The organism is Halosimplex pelagicum, assembly GCF_013415905.1.
In the GTDB taxonomy this organism is placed as follows: domain Archaea; phylum Halobacteriota; class Halobacteria; order Halobacteriales; family Haloarculaceae; genus Halosimplex; species Halosimplex pelagicum.
The window spans coordinates 4,012,852-4,038,716 of sequence record NZ_CP058909.1 but is presented as its reverse complement, the minus strand read 5'-3'; the positions used below and the strand labels follow the sequence as shown (position 1 = coordinate 4,038,716).

The following is a 25,865-nucleotide window of genomic DNA, read 5'->3' as shown; positions in this document are numbered from 1 at the left end:
CGCATTCGTGACCGAGGGATTCCCCCTGATTTCTCATCTGGTAACCCGTAGTACCTAACTGCAATTCTGCACCTCCCGATCAATTTCCGTGTTTCGTTAGGCAATACGGAAGGCCAACGACCTCAACAGCCTCCACATCAGGCGCTTTGACTACAGCTTGTCCCTTGCCGAAGTTCGGGAGGTCTTTCTTGAACTCCGATGGTATCGATGAAACTGAATCGACAACTTCGGCTTTCAGTCCAAGGAATACGTTCGTGTTGATCTGTTTGATCACATCGTCGTCAACGTCGTCCGGATTCTGTGTAATGAGACAGAGTCCAAGCTTGTACTTCCGTCCCTGTTTGACTGCGACACGCGCTCGACGAAGGATATACTCTTCGCGGAGACTGTCAGCGCTCGCAAAGTAATTATGTGCTTCGTCGACCGCGACAAGCATCGGGGTATTCCGAACAGCTGAGTCGACTTGATAGTCATCGATTTTGTTCTCAATGATGTATGAGAGGATTGAGAGTACAGCGAGTCTTTCTTTCCCACCGTTGAGATGGCTCGTGGGAATTACTGATACTTGCCCTCCGCGGAACACCTCGTCGGAGATATCCGGGAGGAACTCGGTCCCCTGATCGAAGACATTCCGGAATGTGTCACGGTCGACACGTCGATTCACTGCGCTCCACGTTCCGCCGCCAATATCGTTGTCAGTGCGTAGTCGGCTGTTGTCCTCGTCATGCTCGTTAAGGAAGGCAAGGAAGTCCATGTACTTCGGTCGCTCTACCCCTCGTTCGGGATAGTTGTCCTGGCCGTCAAAGCAGGAGAAGTACGCGCTGATACAGTCCTCAATTGCACCGCGCGTGACTTCTGTGGGCGTGTAGGGCATCAACATCTCTGGTCGCCCTCGGACAATCTCAAACGGAATCGACAATTCTCGACTCTCCATCGTTGACGGTGCGTTCGTGCCAGCGACCTGTGGAATAAAGACCTCAAGGTCGTCAACCCCGCCGCGTTTGATGCCGTGCTGGCGGAGTTCTCGCTGGATCGAGTCGTCATTCACGATCGCTTCGTTATCGTCTCGCATCTCCCAGTACTCGTTTTCCGGGTCAATGATCACGAGATTAAGACGGCGTTGTTGTTCTTCTCCCGTGTCGTGATGACGAATCGGATAGCGCTTCTCGGAAACGAACTGTCGAAGGACGTTCTTCGTGAAATGCGTCTTTCCTTTACCGGTTGACCCCGCGACGAGCGCATGCCGAAACACGGCGGGCTCGCCGTCTTCGGTGTCGCCAGTTTCCCGATCGATTCCTGGATTGCTCAAGTAATACGGGAAATTTTCACCATCGACTGTCATCGCCTCACCGCCGACAGAGAGCCACCCGGTGAAGATTCCCTTTCCAGGGATGTTGAGACCGGTTCGGAGGCATGCCTCGTCCCGCGCGAGTCGAGCCGGTGAATTCGGCTTTGGAATACGGTTGACGATCCCGCTCTCGATATCGTCCGAACCAACGTTCTTGAGGATTGCCAGTGGCTCCAGTTCTGCGACTTGGACGTACTCAGACTCGTTGAGGTCTACGTACGCGCTGATCTGGTTGTGCGCATCGGACTTGTCGTCAAGATCCGTGTACGGCTCGTATCGCAGCGTGTCCGTGACCGCGAACATTTCGCTGTCCTCGTCTGGGTACGGCACCTGGACGTAGTCGCCAAGTCGAACGTCATCCCGAGCACCTGTTCGAACGAATGCATTCACCTGATAATCCTGCCGACTAACGTGGATTTCCTCACTCGCAAGGATATGGCCTAGTTCGTCATCTGCAGGAGCAGATGCCCCACTCGGAACACTCCGCTCAGGAACTTCAGAGTCGTTTGACTGGTCGTCAGTCTCTCGTTGCTCGTCGGTCTGGTCACTGACGGATCCGTCCGCGTCGTCAGCTATCGGGTCGTTGTCAAGGATGTCGTCGATGTTGTCACTCATAGCTTCGGGAATCTTCGAGGTGACTCCAGCGGCCATCGCGGTTGTAGTCAAACGCCGGTTCGACAGTCTGGAGCGAATCACGGATTGTTTCACGGTTGCCCGGGCTGATACGAGCGATACGGTCAGCTCGAGCGACGGCACCCGGAACGTCTCCTTTTCGGGCGATTTCTTTCAGCGCCTTGAGGCGAACTTGCTCACGACGGTCATCATCGGTGAGGAACAACGCAGGCGTCTCGACGCGGAATACGTTCCCCGTCTTCGGTGTCCGGACGTAGCAAAACGCCCGCCGGTAATCAGACGGGCCTCCGTGGCTGAGATCACCCGCCACAGCTTCTAGCAGGTCGAACGATTCGCCGCGAAGTTCCACTTCAGTTTGAACAAACCACGAGGTGTACGTGATGTGGTCAAGGCTCGAATCGCGGAGTACCTCACCGATGAATTGATGATCGCGTAGCCACGGAACATCTCGGAGCGTACCGTGCGGCCCCCGTAGATTATTCTGTGCAATTTTCTCACGGAGCGATTCTGTGAGTTCACCCATGGACGATGTCTTCACGACGCCCAGAACTGGCAGATCGCGGTCATAACACGCGTCGACGACTGCGACGTAGTTTTCAATCACTGTCGTCGGCAGGTCCCATTCTCCAATGGGTGCTCCCTGCCCCGCGCGGTCAAGTAGCGTCCAGTAGATGACGCTGAGCGGGTAGACAGACCCGTCGAGGAACAATGGGCCATCCACATCGTCCAAACACCGGCGTGCGTGCTTGCCCTCCGCAAGACGCTGCACGGTCGATGTGAGTATCGACGTGACGTTCGCCCGTTGTCGCATCTCCGGAATCCGGATGATCTCTCCCGCAACATCACCACGCTCAATGCTCTCCTGGTGGAGCGTGACATCGTCGTCTTCGAGGTAGACACCGGTGACGATTGTCCCCCGCTGTTCAGGCCCCCGATCCGCATTAGCGCCACCTACACCGAGTTTTGCGTGCGCTGTATCGACAACAAGACCGTTATTATACTCTAACGGCCGGGTCGTACTGGCATCAACACCGTACGTCGGATCACCCCATGGGTCGTCCGTCCAAGTACCAAGTTCCGCCTTCCGCGTTTTGAAATACTCAGGGTCTCCCAATGGCTCGACCGTTCCACCCTCATGTACGAGGAGGTCGAACAGTTCCCGGGCATACGTCGCCTGATCCGCTATTCCACGGGGAATACCGGCGTCAACGTGTTCGGCGAGTTGTCGGACGACGTCGAAGGCGCGCTCGTCCATTCAGTCGTCACCTGGGATTCGGCCCCCGCGATACACGTCGGCCCGACTGGCATTCGTGTCCTCATCGATCAATACCTCAATTTCGTGTTCAGCACCCTGAATGAGACGTTCATCATGAGACACGACAATCACCTGCGGGACATCCCACTCGGCGATGCTGTCAAGCATCTGTTCTAGCCGCCCTACGTGCCCCTGATCAAGGAACGTGGTCGGCTCGTCCAGAATGAACGGCGGTAGGCGGCCTGTATTGCCTTCACGCATCTCAGCGATCAGTTTGTAAATCCCTGCACGAAGTGCGAGATTGACGATCGCCCGCTCGCCACCACTGGCGTTGCTCGGATGTTCAAGGGTGCCATCGTCGCGCAGCAACTGAATCGCATACGGCGTGCCGTCCGGGCCCTCTTCAAGGACCCGAACCTGCTGATAACTATTATTCTTGTATATGTCCGTGAATATGTCGTTCGTGTACTCGTTGATGTACGCAAGGTACTGTTCACGAAGGTCTGCCTTGGTACTCCGGTACACACCGATCATTCGGTCGAACTCATCAGCACGCTCCTGAGCCCACTCACGCTTGGACTCCGCAAGTGCGAGCTGGTCCTGGAAATACTCAAGTCTCTCAAGATCAGTCTCCAGAACCGTCCGCTCCTCTTTGAGTGACTCTAGTTCAGCATTTAATTCGTCAAGTGATGTCTCACGGGCATCGATCTTATCAGATATCGTCACTAACGTCTCTCGTTGCTCCTCAACGTCAATTGCTCCGAGGTCATCCTCGATCTCTTCAATCCGCGCTTCAACATCAGATATCTGTGCGTTCAGGTTTTCGATCGTGTCCCGCGCGTGGCCAATATCCTGTTCGTGACTCTCAACACTGGTTTCCAAGTCATCGATATTGTCGTATGCATCCACCACACTGGAGACGAGTTCACGACGTTCCGTTGCTATCTCGACGGCTTCCGCCGCAACATCGCATGCCGACTCAGCATCAGCAACGCGGTCACGCTGCTCGTCAATCAACTCCTCGCATTCACTGATCTCCGCTACTTGCGCTTCGATGTCGTCTTCAAGATCAGTTTCTTCGCTCTCTAAATCCGCTAGCTTGTCAGCAAGGTCTTCATACTCCTCGCGGCGTTTTTCGGCGCGCTCGAATGCCTCACTGACCTCCTTCCCCTCTTGGATCTCTGTTTCAAGTGCCTCGATTGTCGATTCGAAGTTCTCAATTGTGCTGCGCAGTTCCGCAACCTCGGATTCGACGCTTTCGAGTTCATCTTCAGCATCATCTAGTTCCTGCTCTGCCTCCTCAAGTTCATCCTGCAAATTATCGACATCATCTACCAAGTCATCCTCCCGATCGTCTTTCGCCTCGATGGCATCAGCACGATACTCCCTGAGTTCGATTGCATCCTCTCGAAGACTATCGAGAGTTTTTCGACGTTCAAGAAGCCTATCACGTTCCTGAGTCGCATCGTCGAGCGCCGCTTTGAGTTCTCGAATCTCTGATTCAATGTCAGCGAGTTCCCCCTCAACGTGTTCGGGGTCTACGTCTTGCCCACATTTCGGGCACGTTGCGACGCCATCGAGTGCCTGGAGTTCCTCCCGGTCATCTTCAAGCGTGGATTTGCGGGCTTCTTTTTTCGTTACGGTGGATTTTGCATCGTCGAGGGCCCGCTGTAACTCGTCTTTTTTACTGGGGATCCGATCATCGATGAGTGTCTGCAACGTTTCGCCAGTCACCTCAAGATCGAACGCATCGAGCTCAGTAGCAAGTTCATCCAGATCGGCTTCGAACTGCTCTGTTGCCGCCGCTCGCTTCTCACGTACTGATTCGAGTTCGGTACGTACTTCCTCAAGTTTGTCCTCTCGTTGCTCGATAGCTGCTTCCGCGTCCGCAATGTCCGTCTGGACCTCGTTTAGGGTGGCTTCCGCAGCTTCTACCGACGCTACCTTCCCCGCTCGCTCCTCCGAAACCTCGTTTTTCTCCGTTCTCAACTCTTCGACGCGCGCATCGACAGTGTCGAGTGTCTCCTTGGTTATTGAGTCCGGACATGACTCCTCCGGAAAGAAAGCTGTAGTCGCAGCATCTCGAGCGCTGATGGCATCAGTCAGGTCTTCTTGCGCGGCCTCAACATCAGTCTTGACCGCTTCCATCTCGTCGCGGAGATGGTCGAGATCGGAGTTTAACGCATCTTTTTCCTCAACCAGTTCGTCTCGCTCTTCGATCAGTCGGTCACGCTCCGACTTTGCCTGTTCAAGATCTCCCTCTCTATCTGTCTTCTCAATCTGTGCTTCTTCGACGGCCTCCTGTGCTGCATTCAAAGTCTCATTGGCAGCCTGCTCTGTCGACAAATCAATCGCAATCGAGTCAGTCGTCGATGGGGTCTCAAGATCAGCGAGCACTGCGCTCTTCTCTTCGATACGCTCTTCCAGTGTCTCTATGTCCTTCTCAGCATTATTGATCGCAGCCTCGGCCTCTTCGATAGCGCGCTGTTCCTCGCCTCGGTCATTTACTAACCCCTCACGTTTCTCTTTCTTCTCTTCGAGAACCGTCTGTAACTCATCGTGTTCCTCTATACTTGCTTCGACATCGCGTTTCGCCTCTCGAAGTTCCTCCAAAAACGATTCAACTTCATCGATCTCTGCGTCTTTCTCCGCGATTTCAGTTTCTTTCTCGCCGAGTTCAGACTCGTACCCTTCGGTATCGTGATCAAACTGCTCTTCGATCGTCTCCTGATGATTCTTTGCAGACTGTTCGTTATCGTTCTTCAGGCGATTTACCGCACGTCGCGCCCCTTTCATCCGGAGTTCATACCCATCGATCCGGTCAAGTCCGAGCAAGTCGTCAATGAGCTCTGCACGAGCATCATCGTCGAACAATCGGTCGACCTCCCCCTGCTGGACATATACTGACCTGGAGAAGCTATCCTCATCCATCCCAACGATGTCCATGACCTTTGAGCGAACGTCCCGAATTCCAGAGACGGGCTCAGACAAGGACGGAGAATCAAGTACGGCAGCGTTCGGTCCTTGCGTGTCAATCGTCCACGTTACTGTGTACGGCACATCTTCGACCTCAAATGTGAGCGCTATCTCGCCTTCCTCAGCCCCACGCCGGACGATGTCGTCGAGGTTGAAATCATTCGACCCAACGTTCCGGATTTTCGAGAGGAATAAGCCACCGAAAATCCCCATGAGCAGTGTCGTCTTCCCTGCCCCGTTCTCCCCGTGGACGAGCATCGTCCCCTCAGGAAACTTGACTGTCTCGTCGTCGTAACTCCGGATGTTCTGTAGGTGTAGGTCCGTGACTTTCATTCGTCAACCTCCATGGCCTCAGCTTCTTCGGGAGGTTCTGCCGCCTCGATGTCATCGAACGCTGCGTCCTGTGCCTCACGAATCGGCTCTTCGAAGTCGTCTGCCACGCGGTTCACGTTCGTGTCGAGTTCACCATCTTCGCGGACTCGGGCATCAATATCGAGTGCGACGCCTGAGAGGTCCTCGTCCTTGAGTTGGTCTTCGATCGCGCCATCAAGTCCCTGTAGCGACATCGCCTCGATCGATTCCACGTCAAGATCGACGCGTCCTCGGTTATCGTCAACGCTCACGACGGCCGCACCGGCATCACGCGCGATTTGCGTCACCTCGTTGGCTGTGACCGCACCACGCTCACCACTCAACTCAATCTTTGCCACCGCTCCATCGAGATCATGCCGCTCGAGCACGGCACGCACATGACTTATTCCGTCATCTTCACCAAACGGAATTTCGAACACCGAGAACGGCCGAGTTTCTAGTTCGATCTGTCGCCGGTGAATCCCATCGTCATCGACATCGATGAGTTGAACCACCCCCGTTTCTTCCTGATCTTTTCCACCTCGCTCAGTCGCGCTTGCATACCAGACATCGGTCCCGTTGACCACCGAACTCTCTGGCTGATGCAGGTCACCGAGTGCAAGACCATCTAGTTCGATCCCGACTCGGTCAAGAACTTCTGACGCCGGATAGACACGCCCCATGCCCGTGGCAAGTGGTGATAGCAACTCGTGCATGCTGAGGATCGTCCACGAAGCCTCCTCAGGCGGTTCCTCCAGTTCGAATTCGGCACTATCCCACACGCTCGGGCGGACAGCATCGATACCATAGAGGGCAACATCGCCGACCATCGTCGGCTCTTTACTGAGTCGCGCAGCAGCGCTCGTCCGTCGAAGCAGATCCAACCACTGCTCGTCGTTTTTCCGCTCGTGGTTCCCGACAATTCCATAAAACGGGATCTCTCGCTCCTCTAGCGGTTTGAGTGCGTCCGCAGCGCGCATCACCGTTGGGAGAGACGGCACCGGGTCGTCAAACAAGTCTCCAGTGTGGATCACCGCGTCCACACCTCGTTCGATAGCGATATCGATCGCCTGTTCAAACGCGTTCGCAAAATCTTCTCGACGGATATCTGACCCATACTGTCGCTTCCCAAGATGGGAATCGCTGATATGGAGAAGCCGAGTTCGTGACACTACCTGGTAATGTTGGTGCGAGTATAAAAAAGCGGAGTAACCGTAGTGAAAGTGAATGTAAGCCGCATCAACCTACAAAGAAAGATTCAGAAATTCAACCATCTGGTTGAAGATACCGAGGCGACAGCCATCGTCGTTCTCGACGCAACTGGTCGCGCCTAGCGCCCGAAAATCTGGATCCAGCGATTGTACTTCGGCATACCCAAGATCCATCAGGACAGCCCACAGTTGGCCGTACGCGTCGTCTTCGGCGACCCGTACGGCCAAATCGATATCCGTCGTCGTCCACCTGAGGTTCCGCAGCGATATCGCGCCACCACCGATCAGATAGGCCGCGAGCTATGCTGAGATTTCAACTGGGATTCGCCGGAACTCGTTCTCGATGTACTCACGTCCGAATGGTGGTCTCGTTGGGATAGTGGCACCTTGTAGTCAGCCGCCAGTTTCTGGAACTCACCCTACTGGAAAAGTCGGTCGTTGTCGACCTCGCCATGCGTCTCGAGATACCTTCTTTACTCGTCTTGTCTGCGGTTCCGTTCTTGGATGTATTGTGGGTGTGGGTGGAGCCCTTCTCGTTCTGGCAGATGGAGTGACTCGCCGTTGAACCTCAGGAACTCTTCGTGTCCGGCGAGATTTGGATGGTCCTGTATCTCAATCTCGTACGTCTCATCGATCTCGAACCATCCATTGTCGAAGGCCCAGTGGTGGCGCGAGCAGAGTGCCAGCCCGTTCTGCAGGACATCCGGGCCATCGTCGGCCCTTGGGAGGATATGAGCAGCCTCAAGATTATGTTCCCCACTGGGCGACTCGAATAGTTTCCCACAGATGGCACAGCCGCTATAGATCTCATAGATGCCCTCCCGGAACGCAGCCTTGCGAACCTGCGTGTCGACTTCATTGAGCCGCGACTCTTCGGCAAACAGCGGCAACTCGTCGGTCGGGAACCCCAGCAGTGCTTCACTGACGTCTTGTAAGTCCGAGTCTGCTCCGAGAGTGATGGTACTGGACCCTGTATCACTGCGCTCACGATCACGCAGGTAGGTGGTGAAGTTGCCAAACCGGTTGGTGAACGTCTCCAGTCTCTCCTCGTTGAGTTGCTGTACCGCGCTCTCACTCAGTTCAACATCAAGGTCGGCTGCAAGTTCTGTTTCTGGTACCGATATCTCGCGGATCTCTTCTCCGATCACGATGTACGGCTGGGGCTCCTCGATCCCGCCAGCCCGAATCCCATCTTCATACTCTACCCAGAGGTCGATCATGAAATCAGTATCCTGTACGGTCTCGCGAACGGACATGTAGTGTGTGAAGGTCCCCTGCTGTGTCGCGAACAGGATTCCATCGCGTTCGGAAAGGTCTCGCCAGATCATCTCCTGCTCTTCTGAGAATCCCCAGATCGGGTGCTTGTCTGAGGAATCGATATTGTCGTCCGGGATTTCACCACCGTCGATCAGTGTCTCGATCGACCGCTCGAAACAGTACTGAGACATCTCACTCGCATTGACCCGCACCACGATGAGATTTGCAAATGATGCCTCAGGAAACGCACCTTCCGATACCAACTCGTCAACTACCTCGAAGCCAATCTCTTTCCAAGACGGTTTGTGTTCACCGATAGCCATGCGAATCCCATGAGGGTCGCGATGCTCTAGAACATGTGGATTACTTTTGAAAAACCGCCGGATGACCAGTTCGGGCACGTGCTCTCCGTTCAGGTAATAGATTGGATCTGGTTGCTCAATTGCGCCAGAGGAGATTCTGAACTTCCACACCCCACGTTCTCTGTCTTTCATACTTCGTCCCTGCGGTAGCTCCGAGCCCGGCGTTGGTCCACCTTCTCGGAGCTTCTGAATGTTCGCAGATCCGCGTAGTTCCGGCGGCGTCTCAACAGAGCTGAACCGATACTGTTTCTCGTCGGGGCTAATTCCAGCCTCCTCTAACGCGTGGACGAAGGAACCGAACTCTTCGTCGTAGAGGATGTACGGAAACTCACCGTGCTCATCCACGTCAGTTCGGCGTGGCGATCGCTCGATTTTTTCATCGACCTCCTGAAGCGACGTTACGAGTTCCTCACGGTCAACATCTGGCCTCACCCCGTGTGTTGGCTGGATATCAGCGGCCCGCAACGCATCGTGCCAGCTCCCAAACTTGTCCTTGTAGTAGTGCGGCGAGTAGGGACCCTCGTTCCGCATCTCACGAACGGTTGGCACCCTGCCAATATCCTCATGAAAATTTCTCAATTCAGCTAAGAGATCGTCTCTCGGGGGAGCTGTATCCATTGTGCAACTAATTCAGGATCAATCATAATAAGATCTTTTTCGGATAATCCTCCCCGCTGCTCAACTGGTATACCGAATTGGCCACACAGGCCGAGGGAGTATATGTCCACGACACACCGTTGGTTCCCTAGATTGGCGGTAGCTAATTCGCGGACTGCGTCTTTTAGCGATGCCACCGAAGTCGTACACGCGGCGGGTGAATCCCTTTGAACATCCGGATATACTCGGTTCTAATGGGGGTCGATCCCGTCGCTATCTTCGGGTTCAACAAAGCAAATTAGTCGTAATCCTGGACACCCCCAACAGAACGCAAGCAGCCTTGATGCCACGCAAGAATGGCGAGACGCATGGTACCACAACCAGCAAGAACCCGACGGCGTCCGCGACGCCTACGACGACACCGAAGACGTTGACGACACACCACTATAACAGCCAAATTTCGGATACAGACTGATCGATAAATTGTATCCGAGGCTAGCCATCTATCACTCTGTCAATGTCGCCCAATACATGAGTAAATGGTCGAGACTGAGATAACCTACTCCCCAACTTCGATTTCGTCCGGGATCGGGAACGTCTCGGCATCAACATTCACATCTGGTACCGAATCGTCCTCAATAAGACCGAGTTCTGCACCCCTCTTAACCGCAGTTGTGATAGCGTCCCGGACTTCTTGATCTGTGTCTCCATTGATCGCTGTGATTACACCATTGCCGAACAGCACTAGAGTTACCTGTGGACGGTCTACGTGGTAAATCAGACCGGGGAATTGTTCCGGGTCATAGACGATGTTCTCCAAACCTAATCCAATCGCAATTGCGTTTAAATTGAGCGCGTTATTCAACGCAGCATACCCTGTCGAATCACCGGTATTGAAATCCATCCCGGCGGCATCAAGTTGATCTCGAAGTGCGTCCGGTGTGACACCTGATGTAGTCATATAACCAATTATTAGATGTTTGCTTTTATAATTCTAATGTTGAGTCGCGGGCATCATCGTCAATACAGTAATAAAAGCCAATTTCACCATCGTGAGAACGACTCATGAATCGGTCACGATCGCTTCCGCTTCCCGTAATGCCCCTTGTATGTCCAAGCGTTTGGATGCGTAATTCGAACTCAGGAGGCCCTCGGTCAAGTATCGGTCGTGCTTGTCAATAATCTTGTTTTTCACCGAATTCGCTAAATTAGCTGGTTGAGGTTCTGAACCCACAATTTCTTCTAGGACGTCGAATAGTTCCTCTGGTCGGCAATCCTGAATTTCCAGAGTCATTCCCGCTTTCGAAGCCTGGTGTCCTCGCTGTGTGAGGAGCACGTTCAACGTATTGATGATACGGTCCCCTGCCCAGATGAAAAGCACTGTCTGCTCGCCTTTGGGTACAACATTTCGGCTCTGAAGATCAAGCCTCTCAAAATGCATTCTCCCCTCTTCAAGCAAATCCTTACCTTCTGAATCCAAATACCGGGGGACATCTCTGTCGGTGTAAATCGAATACATTTCCTTCCGAATTCGGCTATGGAGAAGAGCGCCTTCACCGCCAAACCTCGGTACTTTTCCACCAGGAGCCGGTTTCAGGAACGCAATTTGTTTTTCATTATCAACAGATTTGACTTCCCAGCGTTGTCCGCCGAAAATCAGGAAGTTCCCTTCGATCAAGGGACTGGTGACGGGGAGTGTCCCGATGGTTTGCTCGTCAGCGACAAGCCGATATTCGTCTGGATTCCAGAATGCGGCGTAGAAGTCGTAATGACGGATGAGTTTCTCCCCATTCAGCCCCATGATGAGATCGTTATCACCTGCTTGATTAATGAGATCTTCAGCTGCGAGAGCCCGGAGAAACGATTTGAACACGTCAGTCGAGATGTTGTCAAACGGCCCGGTCTGGCAAAGGGTTTGATACGCGGTATCTGCTTGGACCCCACCGAATTCAGCAATAAGCGAAAGGAGTTGTTGAACCAACGTCGAGAGTTCGAGTGCATCGAGATTCGGAGGCTCATACCAGTTGTCAAGCAACAGGTTGACCATCGCTATCGTCTGAACGAGTTCCGGCCGCAACGTATCCTGAAGCGGTGTCGAATCACCGATTTCCGGCTCTTGAACGTACACGCGGAAGACTGCAGGATCACCTTTCCGCCCTGACCGGCCTAGCCGTTGCCGCATACTCGACACTGACGGCGGCGAACCGAGTTGCCCAATACTGGTCATCCGTCCGATATCGATCCCTAGCTCAAGCGTGCTTGTACAGACAACTGTCGCAGGCGTGCTCGTGTCTCGCAACGCACGCTCGCTCTCTTCTCGAATCTCTTTCGAGAGACTCCCGTGATGTGCAGAAAATTCGTTCGGGACATTCTTCTCCTCAGATAACCGCGTCAGTAGGTCAGTGTAGAGTTCAACATCGCTCCGCCGATTTGCGAACAGTAAGTTATCTTGCCCGCGGAATGTCGAAAACACGTGTTCCGCGATATCAACAGCCGTTCCTGAGTCCTCATCATCGTCTCCCTCCCCAGAGTCACTGTTCTGATTCAGAAATCCTTTCACGAGGAGTTTGATAGCCTGTCGATCACCCTCGGGATCGATAGTTTCGACTTCATCCCCTCCGTTCGGGCGGAGGAAATCTGCAGTCATTGCGAGGTCACCGATCGTCGCGGAAAGCGCTACACGCGGTATCCACTCCCCTTTCGCGTTCTCAATACGGTGGAGCAGCGACTGTAACTGCTTACCGCGTGGCGTCCCGATAAAAGAATGCACTTCATCAACAACGACGTACGAAACGTTCTGCAATGCCTGATGGAACTCCGATGGTTGCCGGAGAAACAACGCCTCAACCGATTCCGGCGTGATGAGCAACACCCCATCTGGCTCCTCGAGCGCCTGGCGTTTCTTGCTTGATGCAACATCACCATGCCGTCGATGAACCGGCAAATCACAGGCATCACACATCTCCTGCAACCGTTCAAACTGGTCGTTGATGAGGGCCTTCAACGGAGAGATGTACACTACATCGAACCCAGAACTCGGGTTTTGAGAGGTTTCACGCTGGGTTGCGAGAGCAGAGAGAATCGGGAGAAAGGCAGCCTCCGTTTTCCCGGACGCCGTCGGAGCTGAGAGAATAACGTCTGACTCACCGTCAATAATCTGCGGGATGGCTTGTTCCTGAATCGGACGCAGTGTCGTCCAGTCTTGCTTCCAAACCCAGCGCTGAATATCCTCGTGCAGCAGATCGAACGATTCCGCCTGCTGTGCGTTCTCTTCGTCGTCATTAGAGTTCGAAGTCGGCAAGATCATCCCCCTCGTCCTCTGCACCTGACTCTGGCTCTTCGGTTTGAGTTGGTTGGTCAGCGTCTGCTTCCACGTCGATATCCTCAATCAGATCCTCCCAGGAAACGCCTGGATTCTGTTCGAGTATCGAGAGGAAACTGAGGAATTCCTTGATCGTGTTCCGCGGGGTTTGGAAATACGCAGCCCCGATCTGCTCGTTACAATGTCGCATAAACGCTTCCAATGCCTCGTCAGGCACGACGTAGTTCTCCGGGTCACCGCCAGCATGTACGTGTCGCAGCTTTTTGAGCAAGACAAACATATCCTCCTGGGTAAGACTGGACAACCGGATGACCGGGCCACTCATATCCACAAGCTCATCGGACGCAAACGTGCTCTCAGCTAGCCGCGTCTTCAACGCCTCGTAACTGTACAACCCGCGCTTCGAATCCGTGAGGAAATCCGGGGTCCCAGCAAACAGAAACCCAAGTCCCACAGTCTGCCCTTGCAGCCCGTCGTTCACTATTGAGAGCAGTTTCTCATAGTTACTTTTCCGCGCACCGGTGTGCGACAGTTTGTACAGATTCACCATCTCATCGAGGTTAATCAAAAGCCCCTCATACCCAGCCAAGTTCACGAAGCGAGCCATGAGCTTCGTCATCTCATACCAGTTCGAATCATCAATGATCGGAACGCGCTTGTCTAGTGCCTTCCGCGCTTCCGTCTTCGTGCCGTACTCGCCCCGCAACCACCGCAGAGCCGCATGTTGCAGCTCATCATCATTCTCTTGATAGCCTTGCCAGTACAGCGCGATCACGTCCGTGAACGCATATCCTGCCACGAGCTCCGAGAGATCGTCAAGACGGTCTCGAATAACTTCTTCCGTCGGCACATCCTGAGTGTTCGCCTCGCGGTTTGCCTCAGCGATAAACCGCTCAACAATACTTCGTAACGCCCCGCCATCCGGCGTCCCCCGAGTTGCCAAGTTGCGCGCTAACTGTTGATACAGGGCGCGGCCATGCCCAGACGTAGAGCGGAACCGCCGGTCTGGCGTCAGGTCCGCATGGGCAGTCACAAGTTGCTTCTCAAGGGCAATCGACCGCATCAGATTCAAGAAGAACGTCTTTCCCGATCCATACTCACCGATGATGAACCGGACTGCAGACCCGCCGTCAGCAATTCGATCCAGGTCTTCCGTAACAGCCTTCACCTCCTGAGCACGTCCGACCTGAATGTACTGCAGCCCGCGCCGAGGAACAAGCCCAGCCTGGAGAGAATTGACAATCGCGTCACGGTCTCGCGGTCGTATCGACGTTGCTTCGAGATCAGGGTCTGGCGTATTACTAGTCATTCTATGATCTTACTGGCTAATTCTTGGTTCACCGTTATATCATCTGTTCCTTCAATAACCTGGGTTTCGACTTGTTCAAAGGCATGGTCATTAATCACGTCAATCGCTGCGCCAGGGAACAATCCTAAGTCTTGAGCCACTGCTTCAACTTCACCGCGGTCCCAACGCTCCTTCTCAGAGAGCGTTACGAGGAATTCCTGATGATCCGCATCTAAACTCGTAGCCTCCCCGTTATCTAAATCACCCGTCGTCTCCTCTTCAGAACTCCCGACATCGTGAGTGTCTGGCTGCGTCTCATCTGCCGCGTCAACCTTGTCCTCTTCCTCATCGTCATCTTCAAAGATATCAGCTAAGAATTCGCTGACTTCCTTGCTCTCTTCGAGCGTCCGATTCACACGGTCTTGATCTAACTCAAGGTCCTCAGACTGGTCGGTTTCAGTCGTGTCAGGCTCCGGAATCTCGTACTCTTCAGTCGTGGACGCCGGTTCCCTGATCGTCACAGGCTCATTATCAGCCTCTTTTGGTTGTGTCTGAAGTTGATGCAGGTGCGTGTGAACCATGTCTTCATCCAGTCCAAGCATCGGGTAGATCTTCGAGAGCTCCGCAATTTCCTCTGCATCAATACTCCCATCTGAACACGCGAGTGCAGTCAGAAACCTCGCAATCTGTGGCTTCTGATCAGCAGGCAGGTCCTCAGCACGTTGCCGAACCCCATGCAGCGTCGGCGAATCAAGAATAAGCCACCGACGATGCGCCTCAAGTCGCGCCTGATCCACCTCGTCGAGCTCAAGAAACGACCCGAGGTTCTCCGCGAGATACTCCGTTTGCTCAGACGCGACTTCGTCGTTCGACAGTGCGATTTTGACAGCGAGTTTCTGAATGAGCCTGATCGCTTCAGACACAGCCGATGTCTCAGCCTTCGCACCAGATGGCAGCCGGTACAGGACCGCAGGATCACCCCAGCCACGTGACGGAGCCGAAAACCGGACATCCGGCTCAATTCCAAACCCAAGCTTCTCAAGCAAAATAGCGAGTTGCCGAAGCTCCCGCTCCCGAACCTCCGCATCAGAGTCAACCGGCCACTGTTCGAGAAACCTATCTAGTGTCGTTTCGACCATCTCCGCCTCGTCTAACTCACTCTCAATCGTTTCGAGAAACGCAGTTAGCGACTCAATGTCTCGTTGCTCAAGCACTGGTTCTGGAAGATACGACAATGCTTCCAGACTGTCCCGTTCCCCTGATTTCCCGACATACCGGGAATACGAATCTAACTCGTCACAACACTTATTCGCCAATTCCTGGAACTGCTCTTGTGGTGCAGACAACTCCGCTATGTCCGGCACCCCCTCAATTTCAACATCCTCTTGCTGTGGTATCGACCGACTCGCAGGATTATAACTTACCGTGAGCGGCGTCGCATCCAACTCCAAGGACACTCCCTCGTCGAACCGTTCTCGATAACGGATAGTAAACAGGATCTTGAATTCTTCTTCACACCGTTCTGCAGGTGTCCGCAAATACGTATTCGGTGCCTGCAGAAACCACTCATACGCTAACTCATCATCGACTAATTCCTCACTTGTAATCTGCCGACCGAGCTTGACTCGTGCCCCCAACGGCATGCCTCGCCCTTGCGTCGACGAATTCGAAGTCAACGACTCAGGGTCATACCGCGCTCGTGCTGCATTCAAAAACCGCGATGCATACCCCGGGAACGAACTCTCTTCCCCATACACCTCCAAGAGCTCCTCCACCTCGTTAAGAAGCGCCGGGACCTCGGATCGAGCCTGACTCGAATGCCGCGCATCAAACAACACCCGTCGTTCGATTCCATAGAAAAAGAGAAACACGTACCCGATGTCGATATCAGGGTCCCGCCGCCCATCCGCTAACCACTCAAGATACGTCGCCCGACACCCTGCATCAATCTCTGAATACGACGGCCAATACCCCATCCGTTCTCCATCCCAATCCAATCGAGTTGACTCTACCTGAAGCGTCGGGTCAATCAAACACCCGTCAGTCCCTTGGAACCCCTCAACCGGACTTAATTCAGTCCCTATATACACCATTCCATCTGGGATATCATATCCGTTGACTAATGCCGCTTCACCTGGCGGCACCCACGTCTCCACCGACTGGTCGATTTTTTCATCCGTATCAAGGTCCTCCCCAAAGGTGCCACCTCCCCCACCACCCATACTGACCGTCACTTCCACACTCGGATTCGTCTGCTCACTCTGGGTCTGTTTCGGTGAAGACTGAGAAACACTCCGTGAATCAGCATCCTTAGTGGAAGCCGGCTTCTGCGAATACTTCGCAATGAATCTATCCTCATCCATCCGGAGATACTGAATCCCCTCGACAAACCCAATGAGGCCCGGGATGAGCGTCCAACAAAACACGAAATACAGGATCCCCAGCCCATACGAACGAAGATAGAAGCGATGCGCTCCGAACACCCCAAGAAAAACACCAAGCAGTCCCGCGACGGTTTTCGATTTCGTCATCTCATCAACCCACCCGAATTCAAGAACAGGGAGATCAACCTCGACTGTAGCACTATCATGAGGTTCTCTTAATCGGTGCTATCATTCAAAATGGGCAACCATCAATCCTTCCCTGTCACGAACAGTCGTGTTTAGTTAGCACCATTCTACAAGCGAGCGAAACTCTGCAACCAATTTTCGGCCGTTTTCGGTTCGATGTGGCTGAAGCAATTTGAGAATGACGAGGGTCGACGCTTCAGCTCTCGAAAGATCCGTTCGACAGCGTTCCGATTTCCGTGGCGACACATCTGAAATCGGAGTCTAGCTCGTTGTAGTGCGGTTTGAAGGCGTTGAGCGCCATCGACGAGAAAGACAGTAGTTTCGACATCGTGTTTTTCGCGCAGTTCGCGGAGGAAGATCTCGGTCAACGATGTCGTGGTCGTAGAAAACAGTCGGACATGAAGCAGCTCGTTGGTTTGGGGGTCTACGGCGGTGTACAGCCAGAATTGCTGGTCGTTGATCCGGGTCACCGTCTCGTCGAACGCGATCTGATTCGGTGATCTCCCAGATTCGGGCTGTAGATCGGCTTTCTGCACCCAATCGTAGACCGCTTTCCGACCCCGATCGACGCCCAAGCAGTCAAGGAATTCGACGGTATTCGACTGTGAAAGGCCCACAACGTGCGATTGAATACCGAGCGCCATTGCCGGCTCGGGTTTCCGCTCGCGCTCCATAAAATCCAGATCTATCCAGTCTCTATGACCACTGAGGCGGGCGGTTTCTGCCATAGACCAACAAGAAATTCGCCTGCCTCATCCTTCATCCTTCACTAAACACGACCCAGATGACCCTGGTATTTCTCATCACGGTATTTGTTAGCCATTGTACAACAGGCTCTCTCACACGAGATTTCTCACGACTCAAGTCAGTTCTCGGATTCCAAGCTTGTCCACAAGAGGGTGTTGCCCACTTTACGGGATGAAACTAATCCTTCCTCCTCCATGCTCTGGAGTCGTTTGTATGCCGTATCGTGGGCACAACCTACCCGTTCTGCGATGTCGCCCGTACCCGCCATCCCATCCTCGACGCTAATCGCATCGAGGAAATCCTCAACAGAGTACTCGCCTGTATATTGGCCAGTCTCTTCGTTACGGTCGGGCATCACCTCTGTATTTACTACCACTCTGATTAGTCCTAACGGTCTAACTGAGTCCATTATGAGGGCTCCGAAAGGTATTTACCAGTATGAGTTCTCATAATGGATGTGGAGCTCGGCCCATCAAGCGCAATTGCCAGAGAAAGCGCCTGGGTGCTGGAACACCCGGGCTGGGTTTCCCACGGGACGTGAGAGTACCCATGGATAAATCGAATCCACCTATCCAAGAGACTAACGGTAGCATAGCAATTGAAGCAATAAACCACTTAAATACTGCTGCACCCGGGGTAGGGGCGGTATTCTGCCAGGTGTGCGGTGATCGCGTGCGGGAAGGCGGGCGGGTGTCCGCGTATGCCTTCCGGCGGTGCTGTCAGTCGCGGTGGCTGGTTGGGCAGGCGCGGTGCCCGTCACACTCGCTTGCGTTGGCGTCGCTTGCGACGCTTGGCGTTTGCGAGGTTGTTGTTGAGGGGCGTGTTGGGCGGTGCGTGGATCAGGCTGTGCAGGCGGATTGGCCAGTGCTTCTTGCGCCAGAAATCACGGCGGTGTCGCCGCGGAGCTCACGCGAAGCGGTTGCTGTCTCGGATGCGGAGACCCGAGTGGAGTGGCCGGAACGATGCTCACTACAGCACTGCTCGGTGTGCGCGGTGCCGGCCGAGAGAGACGACGCCAATACGATGGAGGGGTGCTAGCGATGGCGCTCTTCGAGGGGTCTGAGACTGACGTGGAACTCGACCTGCCGGTTGATCCAGAGGATATGCTGTTCCCGGACGTGTTTGTCGGCCTCGAGATCGGCCTACTCGCACCGGGAGACGGGATCGTGACGGACAGACACCATGCGTCGTCGGATCGGTATGAGGCGGATGATCCGCAGAATCAGATTCGCGGTCAGATTTCACCGTTCACGTTGTCTGGCTGGTTGCGCCACGGGTGTGAGCAAGTGCTGCAGTCGGCGGGCGGTACTGCGTGCCATCCGGGGCCGCAGAATGCGGACTTCATGCGTGACGACGTGTATGAACGCGACCTGGAGTCAGGGTACCACGAGAAAGGCAGCTGCACTGACGAGACGGATGCTGGCTGCGTCGTCTATGATCTGTTCGGCGGATTCCAAAATCAGCCGGGGAAGTTGTTGCGCCGCCCGATTCGCTTCTCCCCGATCCGCCGGCAAGTGGATGTGCTTGACGGCGAGGCGGAAGCGCACTACCGCCAGATCAGTAATCAGGTCCGCTCCAGGAACGGTGAGGACGGCGGGCAACCGCTTCGGCATGCGGATCGGGACGTGGTCGGGAATCTGTCGGGGACGTGGAAGTTGACGTTGCGGGAGGCGAAGCCGGAGTTCGTTGGCCTCCTGCTCGAAGCGGTGGCGTTCCTGGACGCGCATGCTGACGAGTTCGCGTTCCAGCTCGGCGGGGCGCGGAATTTCGGTGGTGGGATGGCTGACGCGTGGGTGATCAACCCGTTATACTCACAACAGGAGGTGCGCCGAGTGTTTAATCGGGCGCAGGGTGTGACGCAGTCGATGGAGGAGAAGGATGACGTGTGGGTCGAGGAGTGTCGGGATGAGTTTGTGCGGGCGTTGCAGGGTCGTGTGGCGGCGCGTGATGGTGATGTCCCGGTGCCGGGCGGTGATGGGTCGTGACGCGTGACGCGTCGTCTGCGTCGCGTGCGCAGCCTGGTTCAGGGGAGACCGATGATGAGGGCGGCGAGTCGTCGTCGGACGCGTTGGTGGCTGCGTATCGGCATGATACGCATAAGCTGCGTGGCCGGGCGCATGAGAACGCGGCTGCGGAGTATGCGGGCGTTCGAGTGAATGAACAAGTGCCGTTGCATGCTGACCGGGACGCGGCGTTGTTGTCGCGGCCTGATGGGGAGCCTGAGGTGACGGTGTCGAATCACCGGTCGCCGTACCGGTTGTCCTTGGTGTCTGGTGAACAAGCGGTCGGTGATGTTGGTGCGGGGGAGATCGGGGCTGCGGTGAAAGCGTTAGTGTCGACTGCTGATCCGGGTGCGGCGCACGAGGCATGGTTGGAGTCGTGGGTGGCGGCGGTGTTCTCGGAGTCACTGTTCTACCCGTACACGTCGTTGAAGTACCATACCCTGCTCGTGGCGGCGTTGGTGTCGAATTACCGGGCGGGCGCAGGGTTCGAGGACCTGTACCTGGTCGTGGATTCCCCGGACGAGGCGGTGACGCCCCACCGGACGGTGCTGGACACTGGGCCGGTGTCGCTGCGGGTGACTGCGGACCCGGGTGACCGGCCGGCGGCTACGCTGGGTGCGGGGCCGACGCGGTCGTTCGCGGATGTGTGGTCGCGGCTCCCGGAGCACCCGGGTGATGCGGATGGGTGCCGGGCGTGGCGCGTGTTGGATGCGCAGCTGCGCCGGATCCGGTCGTGGTCGACGGCGCTGCAGTTCATCGAGGATTTCCTGGAGTGGCGAGGTGATGCCCTGTGACGGTCGTCCAGGAGGTCCTGTTGCAACTGGAGCAGGATTACGTGGGGCACCCGTATTTCGTGTCGGGGAATGCGGTGTTCACGGCGATCGCCCGGGAGCTTGACGACGCGGCGGCGAACGAGTTGCAGGCGAGTACTGGCGTGTTCGTCCCGGGGACCCATGGGGCGTTCCCGGACGAGCATTCACAGTTCGGGGGGAAGCCGTATTTCGGGACGAGCCTCAGGCCGGTCGAAGCCTACGAGGACTTGTTCTTGTTCCGGGACGCGGCGCAGCGGTGGGTTGGTGATTCGGGGCCACGGGACGCGGAGAACACGCATGAGATGCGGTCGTATGCGGGGCGGACGGGGTTCGCGCCGGCGTCGTGGTTCGGGAAGCCAGTGGCGGCCCATGGGCGGAAACGCACGGTGAACACGTACCTGCACTGCTACCTGCACGCGGCAGGTCGTGACGGGGACGTGTTGCCGCTTGATGAGGCCGTGCTGGACGGGGTGCGTGTTGGCGGGGCGCGCAACCTCGGGCTCGGCGCGACGAGCCTGGCGGACACGCAAACAGTGGTGTTGGAGGAGTTGGATTACTCGCGGGTCCGCGAGGCGGATGCGCACGTTGTGGAGTTGGTGTCGCCGTACGTACTACGGACGGGGCACCCGGGGGCGGATGACCAGTCGGTGCCGTGGTGGTGGGGCGTCGACGACGGTGAGTTGCGGCGGCGTGAGTCCCGGCTCGTCCAGGGCGGAGAGTCGTATGAACTCACGACCGTGGATCACGGGCAGGTCGTCCCGTACACGGGGAGTGACCCGGTGGCGACAGCGCGGCAAGGCGTGGTGCGTGTCGGGTCGCATTCGAAGTTCGGGTTCGGTGAGTTCCGCGTCAGGCCGGCTGGTGCGGACCGGGTGCCGGGGCGTGATGGGTTGAGTAGTGAGGGTGAGGCGTGATGGCGGGGAGCCTCGAGCACGTCGCGTTCGATATTGAGACGACGGGGCTGGCCGCGTCGGACGCGGTGACGGTTGTCGGGTTCGAGTTAGGGCTCGGGTGCCGTGTCTTCTACCGCGGCGGTAACGGGACGGCTGCGGAGTGCGAGGCGGCCGTGTCGGACCGGTCGGGTGAGCACGTGCGGCTCACGCGGTGCGAGTCGGAGGCCGAGTTGTTGGAGGCGATGGCGGAGTTCGTCGTGTCGCGCCTCCGGGCCAACGACGTGTTGCTGGTCGCGTACAACGGGGAGACGTGGCGTGGCGGGTTCGACCTTCCGTTTCTCCGGACAAGGTTCGCGGCGCACGACGTGCAGTGGCCGTTCCACGACCTGCCGTACGCGGACGTGTTCCCCGTAGTTCGTGACTTGTTCAACACGCGGGTGAACGGCGACGCCGCGTCGGACCTGGAGACGGCGTACGACGTGCTGTGCGGCGGCGCGCACGACGAATTCGACCCGTTCGATGATAGTTCCGAGGCGGTCGCGGCGTTCGAGGACGGGCGGGCTGTGGAGCTCGTGCTGCACAACGTGTCGGACGTGTTGCGGACCGGGGCGTTGAGCGCGTTAGCCCAACGGTACTGTAGCAAGTCGGATTTCAACGTGAAGTCGTTGACGCCAACGGTCGAGGAGTACGGCGACCGTCCGTAAGGTACGGTTCGGGGTCGCGGTCGATTTGAAGCGATACACCACCCTCACCTGCCTGCTGGATCGGCGCGGGAACACTGGCGGTACACAGCAGCGACACAGACACATGCATGAACACGAGTGGAGCGAAGTATCGAGGATGAACTATGCGGTTGGCGGCGGCGCAGTGGAGGTGCGGGGCCTGTGACGGGGCACGCGGAGTGCCACGAGACGGTGGACCCGGCGACACGTCAAGAGTTGCTCGTTGAGCACGGCCACCGGTGCCAGGGCTGCGGGCGGTGCGGGCCTGAGGCTGGTGGACTGGCGACGCTGCATGTCCATCACTTGACGCGGGACCCGGACGGAATGGACGAGCACGACCCGGAGAACCTGACGGTGTTGTGCCGGGCGTGTCACTCCTGGCAGCACCAGCAGACGACGGAGGATGACGTCCCGGTCGAGTTGACGGAGGAGGACTTGACGGTGTTGCTCCCGCAGGACGTCGAGATCCTGCGGATCCTGTCCGAGTCCGGACCGGCGACGACGGGTGATGTTGCGGCGGCGTTGTCGGCGGATTTGACGATGACAGCTGTTCGGGAACGACTGTGGGTGGTGATGGGGCTGGATAATCTCGTGTCTTCGCGCGACCGGCAAGTCATCGACCAGGACGCGGACACGGGCGAGTGGGGGTTAGCCGGGCAAATCGAGCAGTCCTCGCGTGGCCGCATCCCGAGTGACGCGCAGTTGTTGTGGCAACGCGTCGAGGACGAGCTGGTTCGACAGGCGTTGGACCGCGGGTGTGACCGGAGCGCAGTCATGTCGGTGCTCGACTTGTCCCGGCGGTCGACGTTCTACAAGGAGAAGCGCGGCCGGGCGTACGACTTCCCGCTGGACGCGATGGACCGGCGCGGCGGGCGGCCGCGAGTGGAGACGGATGGAGACGAGCGAAGCGACGGGGCGACGCCGAGTGATGGGCCTGATGCGAGTGACGCGCAGCAACAGTTGGACGCGGTTGCTGACGGGAGTGGTGAGCGCGTTGACGCGGGTCAGGGTCTGGACGGGGATGCCGTTGAGCCTGATGACGGGCAAGATGAACAGTCAGCAGCGGGAAACGGGAGTGATCCGGAAGCGCACCTCGAGGACGCGATCACGGCGTTGCAGGCGTTAGAGACGGTGCTGTAACCGCACTGCAGTGTGGGGATCGTGAGGTAGCGATCTTTGCGGTCGCCGTGGTACGGTTCGACCCGGTGGGTTTGAATAGAGTCTATTCTTGAATCCGCGGAAGGAGTTGGGCTCATTTTGATCTATTTTAACGCCTGCGAAGAGTGCAGGCGTGCTCAGACAGGCCTGCATAGCATGCCGAACACCACCATTTCTGAGAGAGACCGTCCCCGCTCTGACTCGACACGCGATAAGCTGTTGGACGGTCTCAATTGATCCCAGTCGATACGATGGGAGCTAGTTATCTATCGCTGGACGAGCCCAGGCCTCTCCACCCACCCTCCGCTCTTGGCCTCCCTCCGGTCGGCCGGCAGCCACAACCGGAACCACAGCTTTGGGAGTGATGTACCGAGGGGCGAGACCGTTGTCGTGATGAAATCTGTTTATCCACCCTAGAAGGGCGGAGGGCACATCCGAACGTGCCCCCAGAGAACCAATGTCCGAGAAATGCACCCTCACGGCCCGTGAAGGCTTCGTATTCACCTCCGCGAAGCCCGCCGGACGACAGACTTGCCAATCGTAAGCACAGCTCGATGCCGCATTAGACGCTTGGAACGATCTACCGCCGACACCCCCTGCGGGAGTGCCCCGTCTGCGGGAAAGTCGGGATCCCAGGGCGGATTCTGCAGCATCAGTGCAACAAATCGACTATAAATCGGCACTGAAGCACTGGATGACCTCACTCAGGGCGTTGAATCCGAGTGCCTATTGAGAAACCATAGTAATTGAGCACGAATCGAAGGCCGAGGAGTAGACCGATAAAAGCCCCGAAAAAGTGGGTGACATCATCAGCACCATCCATCATCCCAAGAAGAGCGACCACTTCTCGAGCCTTCACAAGCCCGAAGAAGACGGCGATGAAATGGAGTACTCTCAGATCGAGTGCGCCTTCGTATCCCATTTCGAGTAAGCAGCTAATCGAGTGAACGAGTAGCCAGGATGTGAGGCCAAATGTGACGCCATTTGCTCCAACAGATCCTACTGAGCCCATCAATAACGGGACCCAAGCCGCAAGATATCCGACTATAAGATAGAAGATGTAGATGAATCTACGATTGTATTGGTACTCTAAGTAGATTCCGGCAACAAGTAGGACGCCAAGGTTATCGGTCAGGTGTCGTGGTCCTTGATGGATGAACGGACCGATTGTTGCGGCAATAAAGATCTTGGCGTCTCTAGGAAAGGAATTGAGCAAGGCCCGTGATGAGGTGTACTCAAAGGCGGTAGCTGTGAGAACCTCTGCTTGGAAGATAGCAACAAGGAATGCGATCAGCGTAATTGTGCCAATGACTTCATTCCGGATCCCGCTGGCAGAATGGAGAAACCGTATGAACAGGGACGGTAGAGCGCTGTCAGAATGAGAGCTTGTTTCTTCGCGGTCACCAGGCATTGTATCTTTACACATGACCTCTTGCTAACGTTATAAATCGATTCTATCCGTCGTCTGGCGGATGGTATACCTGAATGGGCAGAGATAAGCGACAGTTAGAAAAATGGGGTCTGACTTCGTGATATATCACATGGATTTCAGTGGAGTCATTTCATCGCTCAAATTGGCGCAATCCGTGATTCCGGAGCAGGAATCAACATCAGAGAGACGCAGGAAGATTTTTGCGTCTGTCGCCGGCCAAGAGATCTCTTTTACACCGGAGGTTGGTGAGGAAATCAACCTACAGCTACGAAACTGTGCCTTTGATGAGGATGAGAAACTGACGTACCTAACCATCTCGGTAAATGATCCAAACCGTCCAGCGGACCTATTCCGGCTGGAGACGGATATGCGATACCACTACCTGCAGATCTATATGAAGAGAGCAACGGAAATGGGTACTCCATTGGTGAAAGGTATGAACTTCGTTGAGTTGGGTCCAGAGGATTTCAAAGTTGAGCTCAAGGTCGAAAGCACTGATCCGCCCACACTACAGTTGGCTTTTGAACGGATTGAGAAGGTGCTAGCCCAAGTTCACACCGAGTACCACCAGTTCCTTCGGTCGATGTACGAGAAATACAAGGATCAGTTTGAGGTAACGCAAGAATTCGAGAAGGGCCAGATGCGGTATACGGCCGAGTCAGATATGGATAAGAAGGAGATGATCCCCCAACTAGGAGAACATGACTTTGAGATCTGGACAATGGATTGGGACGTGGAAATGCATGACCGGATCACTATCTCACATTACGCCTACGACTTTGTCAAGTACGCAGTAGAGGCAGAAGCCAGTGGTGACAGTTACTTTGCTCTCTCCTAAACATCGTCCTAAGTTCCTACGTCTGTTGCAGCACCCTGAATCGGTTGGCGCCTATTGGTTATTAGGGTGAGTTGCTGTGCGTTTATGATA

At 55.7% G+C, this 25,865-nt stretch carries 19 protein-coding genes and 1 pseudogene; 7 read left to right on the top strand and 13 right to left on the bottom strand.

What is annotated here, in order from left to right:
* Nucleotides 1-79 precede the first annotated feature (79 nt).
* The 12 genes and pseudogenes from HZS54_RS20225 to HZS54_RS20175 form a co-directional block, all read right to left on the bottom strand.
* A complete protein-coding gene (locus HZS54_RS20225; protein ID WP_246391706.1) occupies nt 80-1,999 on the bottom strand; it encodes an ATP-binding protein in 1,920 nt (639 codons plus the stop codon).
* Entirely contained in the window at nt 1,956-3,236 is a 1,281-nt protein-coding gene (locus HZS54_RS20220) for a DNA double-strand break repair nuclease NurA (protein WP_179918855.1), read from the bottom strand. Before HZS54_RS20220 ends, HZS54_RS20225 begins: the two co-directional genes overlap by 44 nt.
* Nucleotides 3,237-6,545, bottom strand: a complete 3,309-nt coding sequence (locus HZS54_RS20215) for an AAA family ATPase (protein ID WP_179918854.1) — start codon at nt 6,543-6,545, stop codon at nt 3,237-3,239.
* Nucleotides 6,542-7,735, bottom strand: coding sequence for a DNA repair exonuclease (locus tag HZS54_RS20210; protein ID WP_179918853.1), 1,194 nt, complete (start codon nt 7,733-7,735; stop codon nt 6,542-6,544). The genes HZS54_RS20215 and HZS54_RS20210 overlap by 4 nt, the downstream gene beginning before the upstream one ends.
* 96 nt (nt 7,736-7,831) lie before the next feature.
* A pseudogene (locus HZS54_RS26750) lies at nt 7,832-8,152 on the bottom strand (hypothetical protein); the annotation flags it as partial.
* Between the two features lie 95 nt (nt 8,153-8,247).
* Entirely contained in the window at nt 8,248-10,011 is a 1,764-nt protein-coding gene (locus tag HZS54_RS20205) for a homing endonuclease associated repeat-containing protein (RefSeq protein WP_179918852.1), read from the bottom strand.
* A gap of 538 nt (nt 10,012-10,549) precedes the next feature.
* Nucleotides 10,550-10,951, bottom strand: a complete 402-nt coding sequence (locus HZS54_RS26510) for a TATA-box-binding protein (RefSeq protein ID WP_179918851.1) — start codon at nt 10,949-10,951, stop codon at nt 10,550-10,552.
* Nucleotides 10,952-11,053: 102 nt separating this feature from the next.
* Nucleotides 11,054-13,297, bottom strand: a complete 2,244-nt coding sequence (locus HZS54_RS20195; RefSeq protein WP_179918850.1) for a DEAD/DEAH box helicase — start codon at nt 13,295-13,297, stop codon at nt 11,054-11,056.
* The gene (locus HZS54_RS20190) at nt 13,272-14,621 is read right to left on the bottom strand and encodes an ATP-binding protein (RefSeq protein WP_179918849.1); all 1,350 of its coding nucleotides are present in this window, start codon (nt 14,619-14,621) and stop codon (nt 13,272-13,274) included. Before HZS54_RS20190 ends, HZS54_RS20195 begins: the two co-directional genes overlap by 26 nt.
* Nucleotides 14,618-17,131, bottom strand: coding sequence for a TerB N-terminal domain-containing protein (locus tag HZS54_RS20185; RefSeq protein ID WP_179918848.1), 2,514 nt, complete (start codon nt 17,129-17,131; stop codon nt 14,618-14,620). The genes HZS54_RS20190 and HZS54_RS20185 overlap by 4 nt, the downstream gene beginning before the upstream one ends.
* Before the next feature lie 146 nt (nt 17,132-17,277).
* Nucleotides 17,278-17,898 (bottom strand): IS6 family transposase, encoded by a 621-nt coding sequence (locus HZS54_RS20180; protein ID WP_179918847.1) that lies wholly within the window; start codon nt 17,896-17,898, stop codon nt 17,278-17,280.
* 137 nt (nt 17,899-18,035) lie between these two features.
* Entirely contained in the window at nt 18,036-18,272 is a 237-nt protein-coding gene (locus tag HZS54_RS20175; RefSeq protein ID WP_179918846.1) for a winged helix-turn-helix domain-containing protein, read from the bottom strand.
* A gap of 83 nt (nt 18,273-18,355) precedes the next feature.
* Here HZS54_RS20175 and HZS54_RS26800 point away from each other — a divergent pair, with 83 nt between their 5' ends.
* The 6 genes from HZS54_RS26800 to HZS54_RS20150 all read left to right on the top strand — a co-directional run bounded on the left by HZS54_RS26800 (nt 18,356) and on the right by HZS54_RS20150 (nt 23,487).
* The gene (locus tag HZS54_RS26800) at nt 18,356-18,955 is read left to right on the top strand and encodes a DUF8112 family protein (protein WP_484496837.1); all 600 of its coding nucleotides are present in this window, start codon (nt 18,356-18,358) and stop codon (nt 18,953-18,955) included.
* Between the two features lie 2 nt (nt 18,956-18,957).
* Complete coding sequence (locus tag HZS54_RS20170) at nt 18,958-19,902, top strand: hypothetical protein (protein WP_179918845.1); 945 nt, start codon at nt 18,958-18,960, stop codon at nt 19,900-19,902.
* A complete protein-coding gene (locus HZS54_RS20165) occupies nt 19,899-20,714 on the top strand; it encodes a DUF8168 family protein (RefSeq protein WP_179918844.1) in 816 nt (271 codons plus the stop codon). The genes HZS54_RS20170 and HZS54_RS20165 overlap by 4 nt, the downstream gene beginning before the upstream one ends.
* Complete coding sequence (locus tag HZS54_RS20160; RefSeq protein ID WP_179918843.1) at nt 20,711-21,646, top strand: hypothetical protein; 936 nt, start codon at nt 20,711-20,713, stop codon at nt 21,644-21,646. Before HZS54_RS20165 ends, HZS54_RS20160 begins: the two co-directional genes overlap by 4 nt.
* Nucleotides 21,646-22,329, top strand: coding sequence for a 3'-5' exonuclease family protein (locus HZS54_RS20155; RefSeq protein ID WP_179918842.1), 684 nt, complete (start codon nt 21,646-21,648; stop codon nt 22,327-22,329). The genes HZS54_RS20160 and HZS54_RS20155 overlap by 1 nt, the downstream gene beginning before the upstream one ends.
* A 180-nt stretch (nt 22,330-22,509) precedes the next feature.
* Entirely contained in the window at nt 22,510-23,487 is a 978-nt protein-coding gene (locus HZS54_RS20150; RefSeq protein WP_218927088.1) for an HNH endonuclease, read from the top strand.
* Between the two features lie 718 nt (nt 23,488-24,205).
* Here HZS54_RS20150 and HZS54_RS20145 read toward each other — a convergent pair.
* Nucleotides 24,206-24,916 carry a rhomboid family intramembrane serine protease gene (locus HZS54_RS20145; protein ID WP_179918840.1) on the bottom strand — a complete coding sequence of 237 codons (711 nt, stop codon included), beginning with the start codon at nt 24,914-24,916 and terminating at the stop codon, nt 24,206-24,208.
* Between the two features lie 175 nt (nt 24,917-25,091).
* On the opposite strand from HZS54_RS20145, the gene HZS54_RS20140 reads away from it, so the two are divergent.
* A complete protein-coding gene (locus HZS54_RS20140) occupies nt 25,092-25,775 on the top strand; it encodes a hypothetical protein (RefSeq protein WP_179918839.1) in 684 nt (227 codons plus the stop codon).
* Nucleotides 25,776-25,865 lie beyond the last annotated feature (90 nt).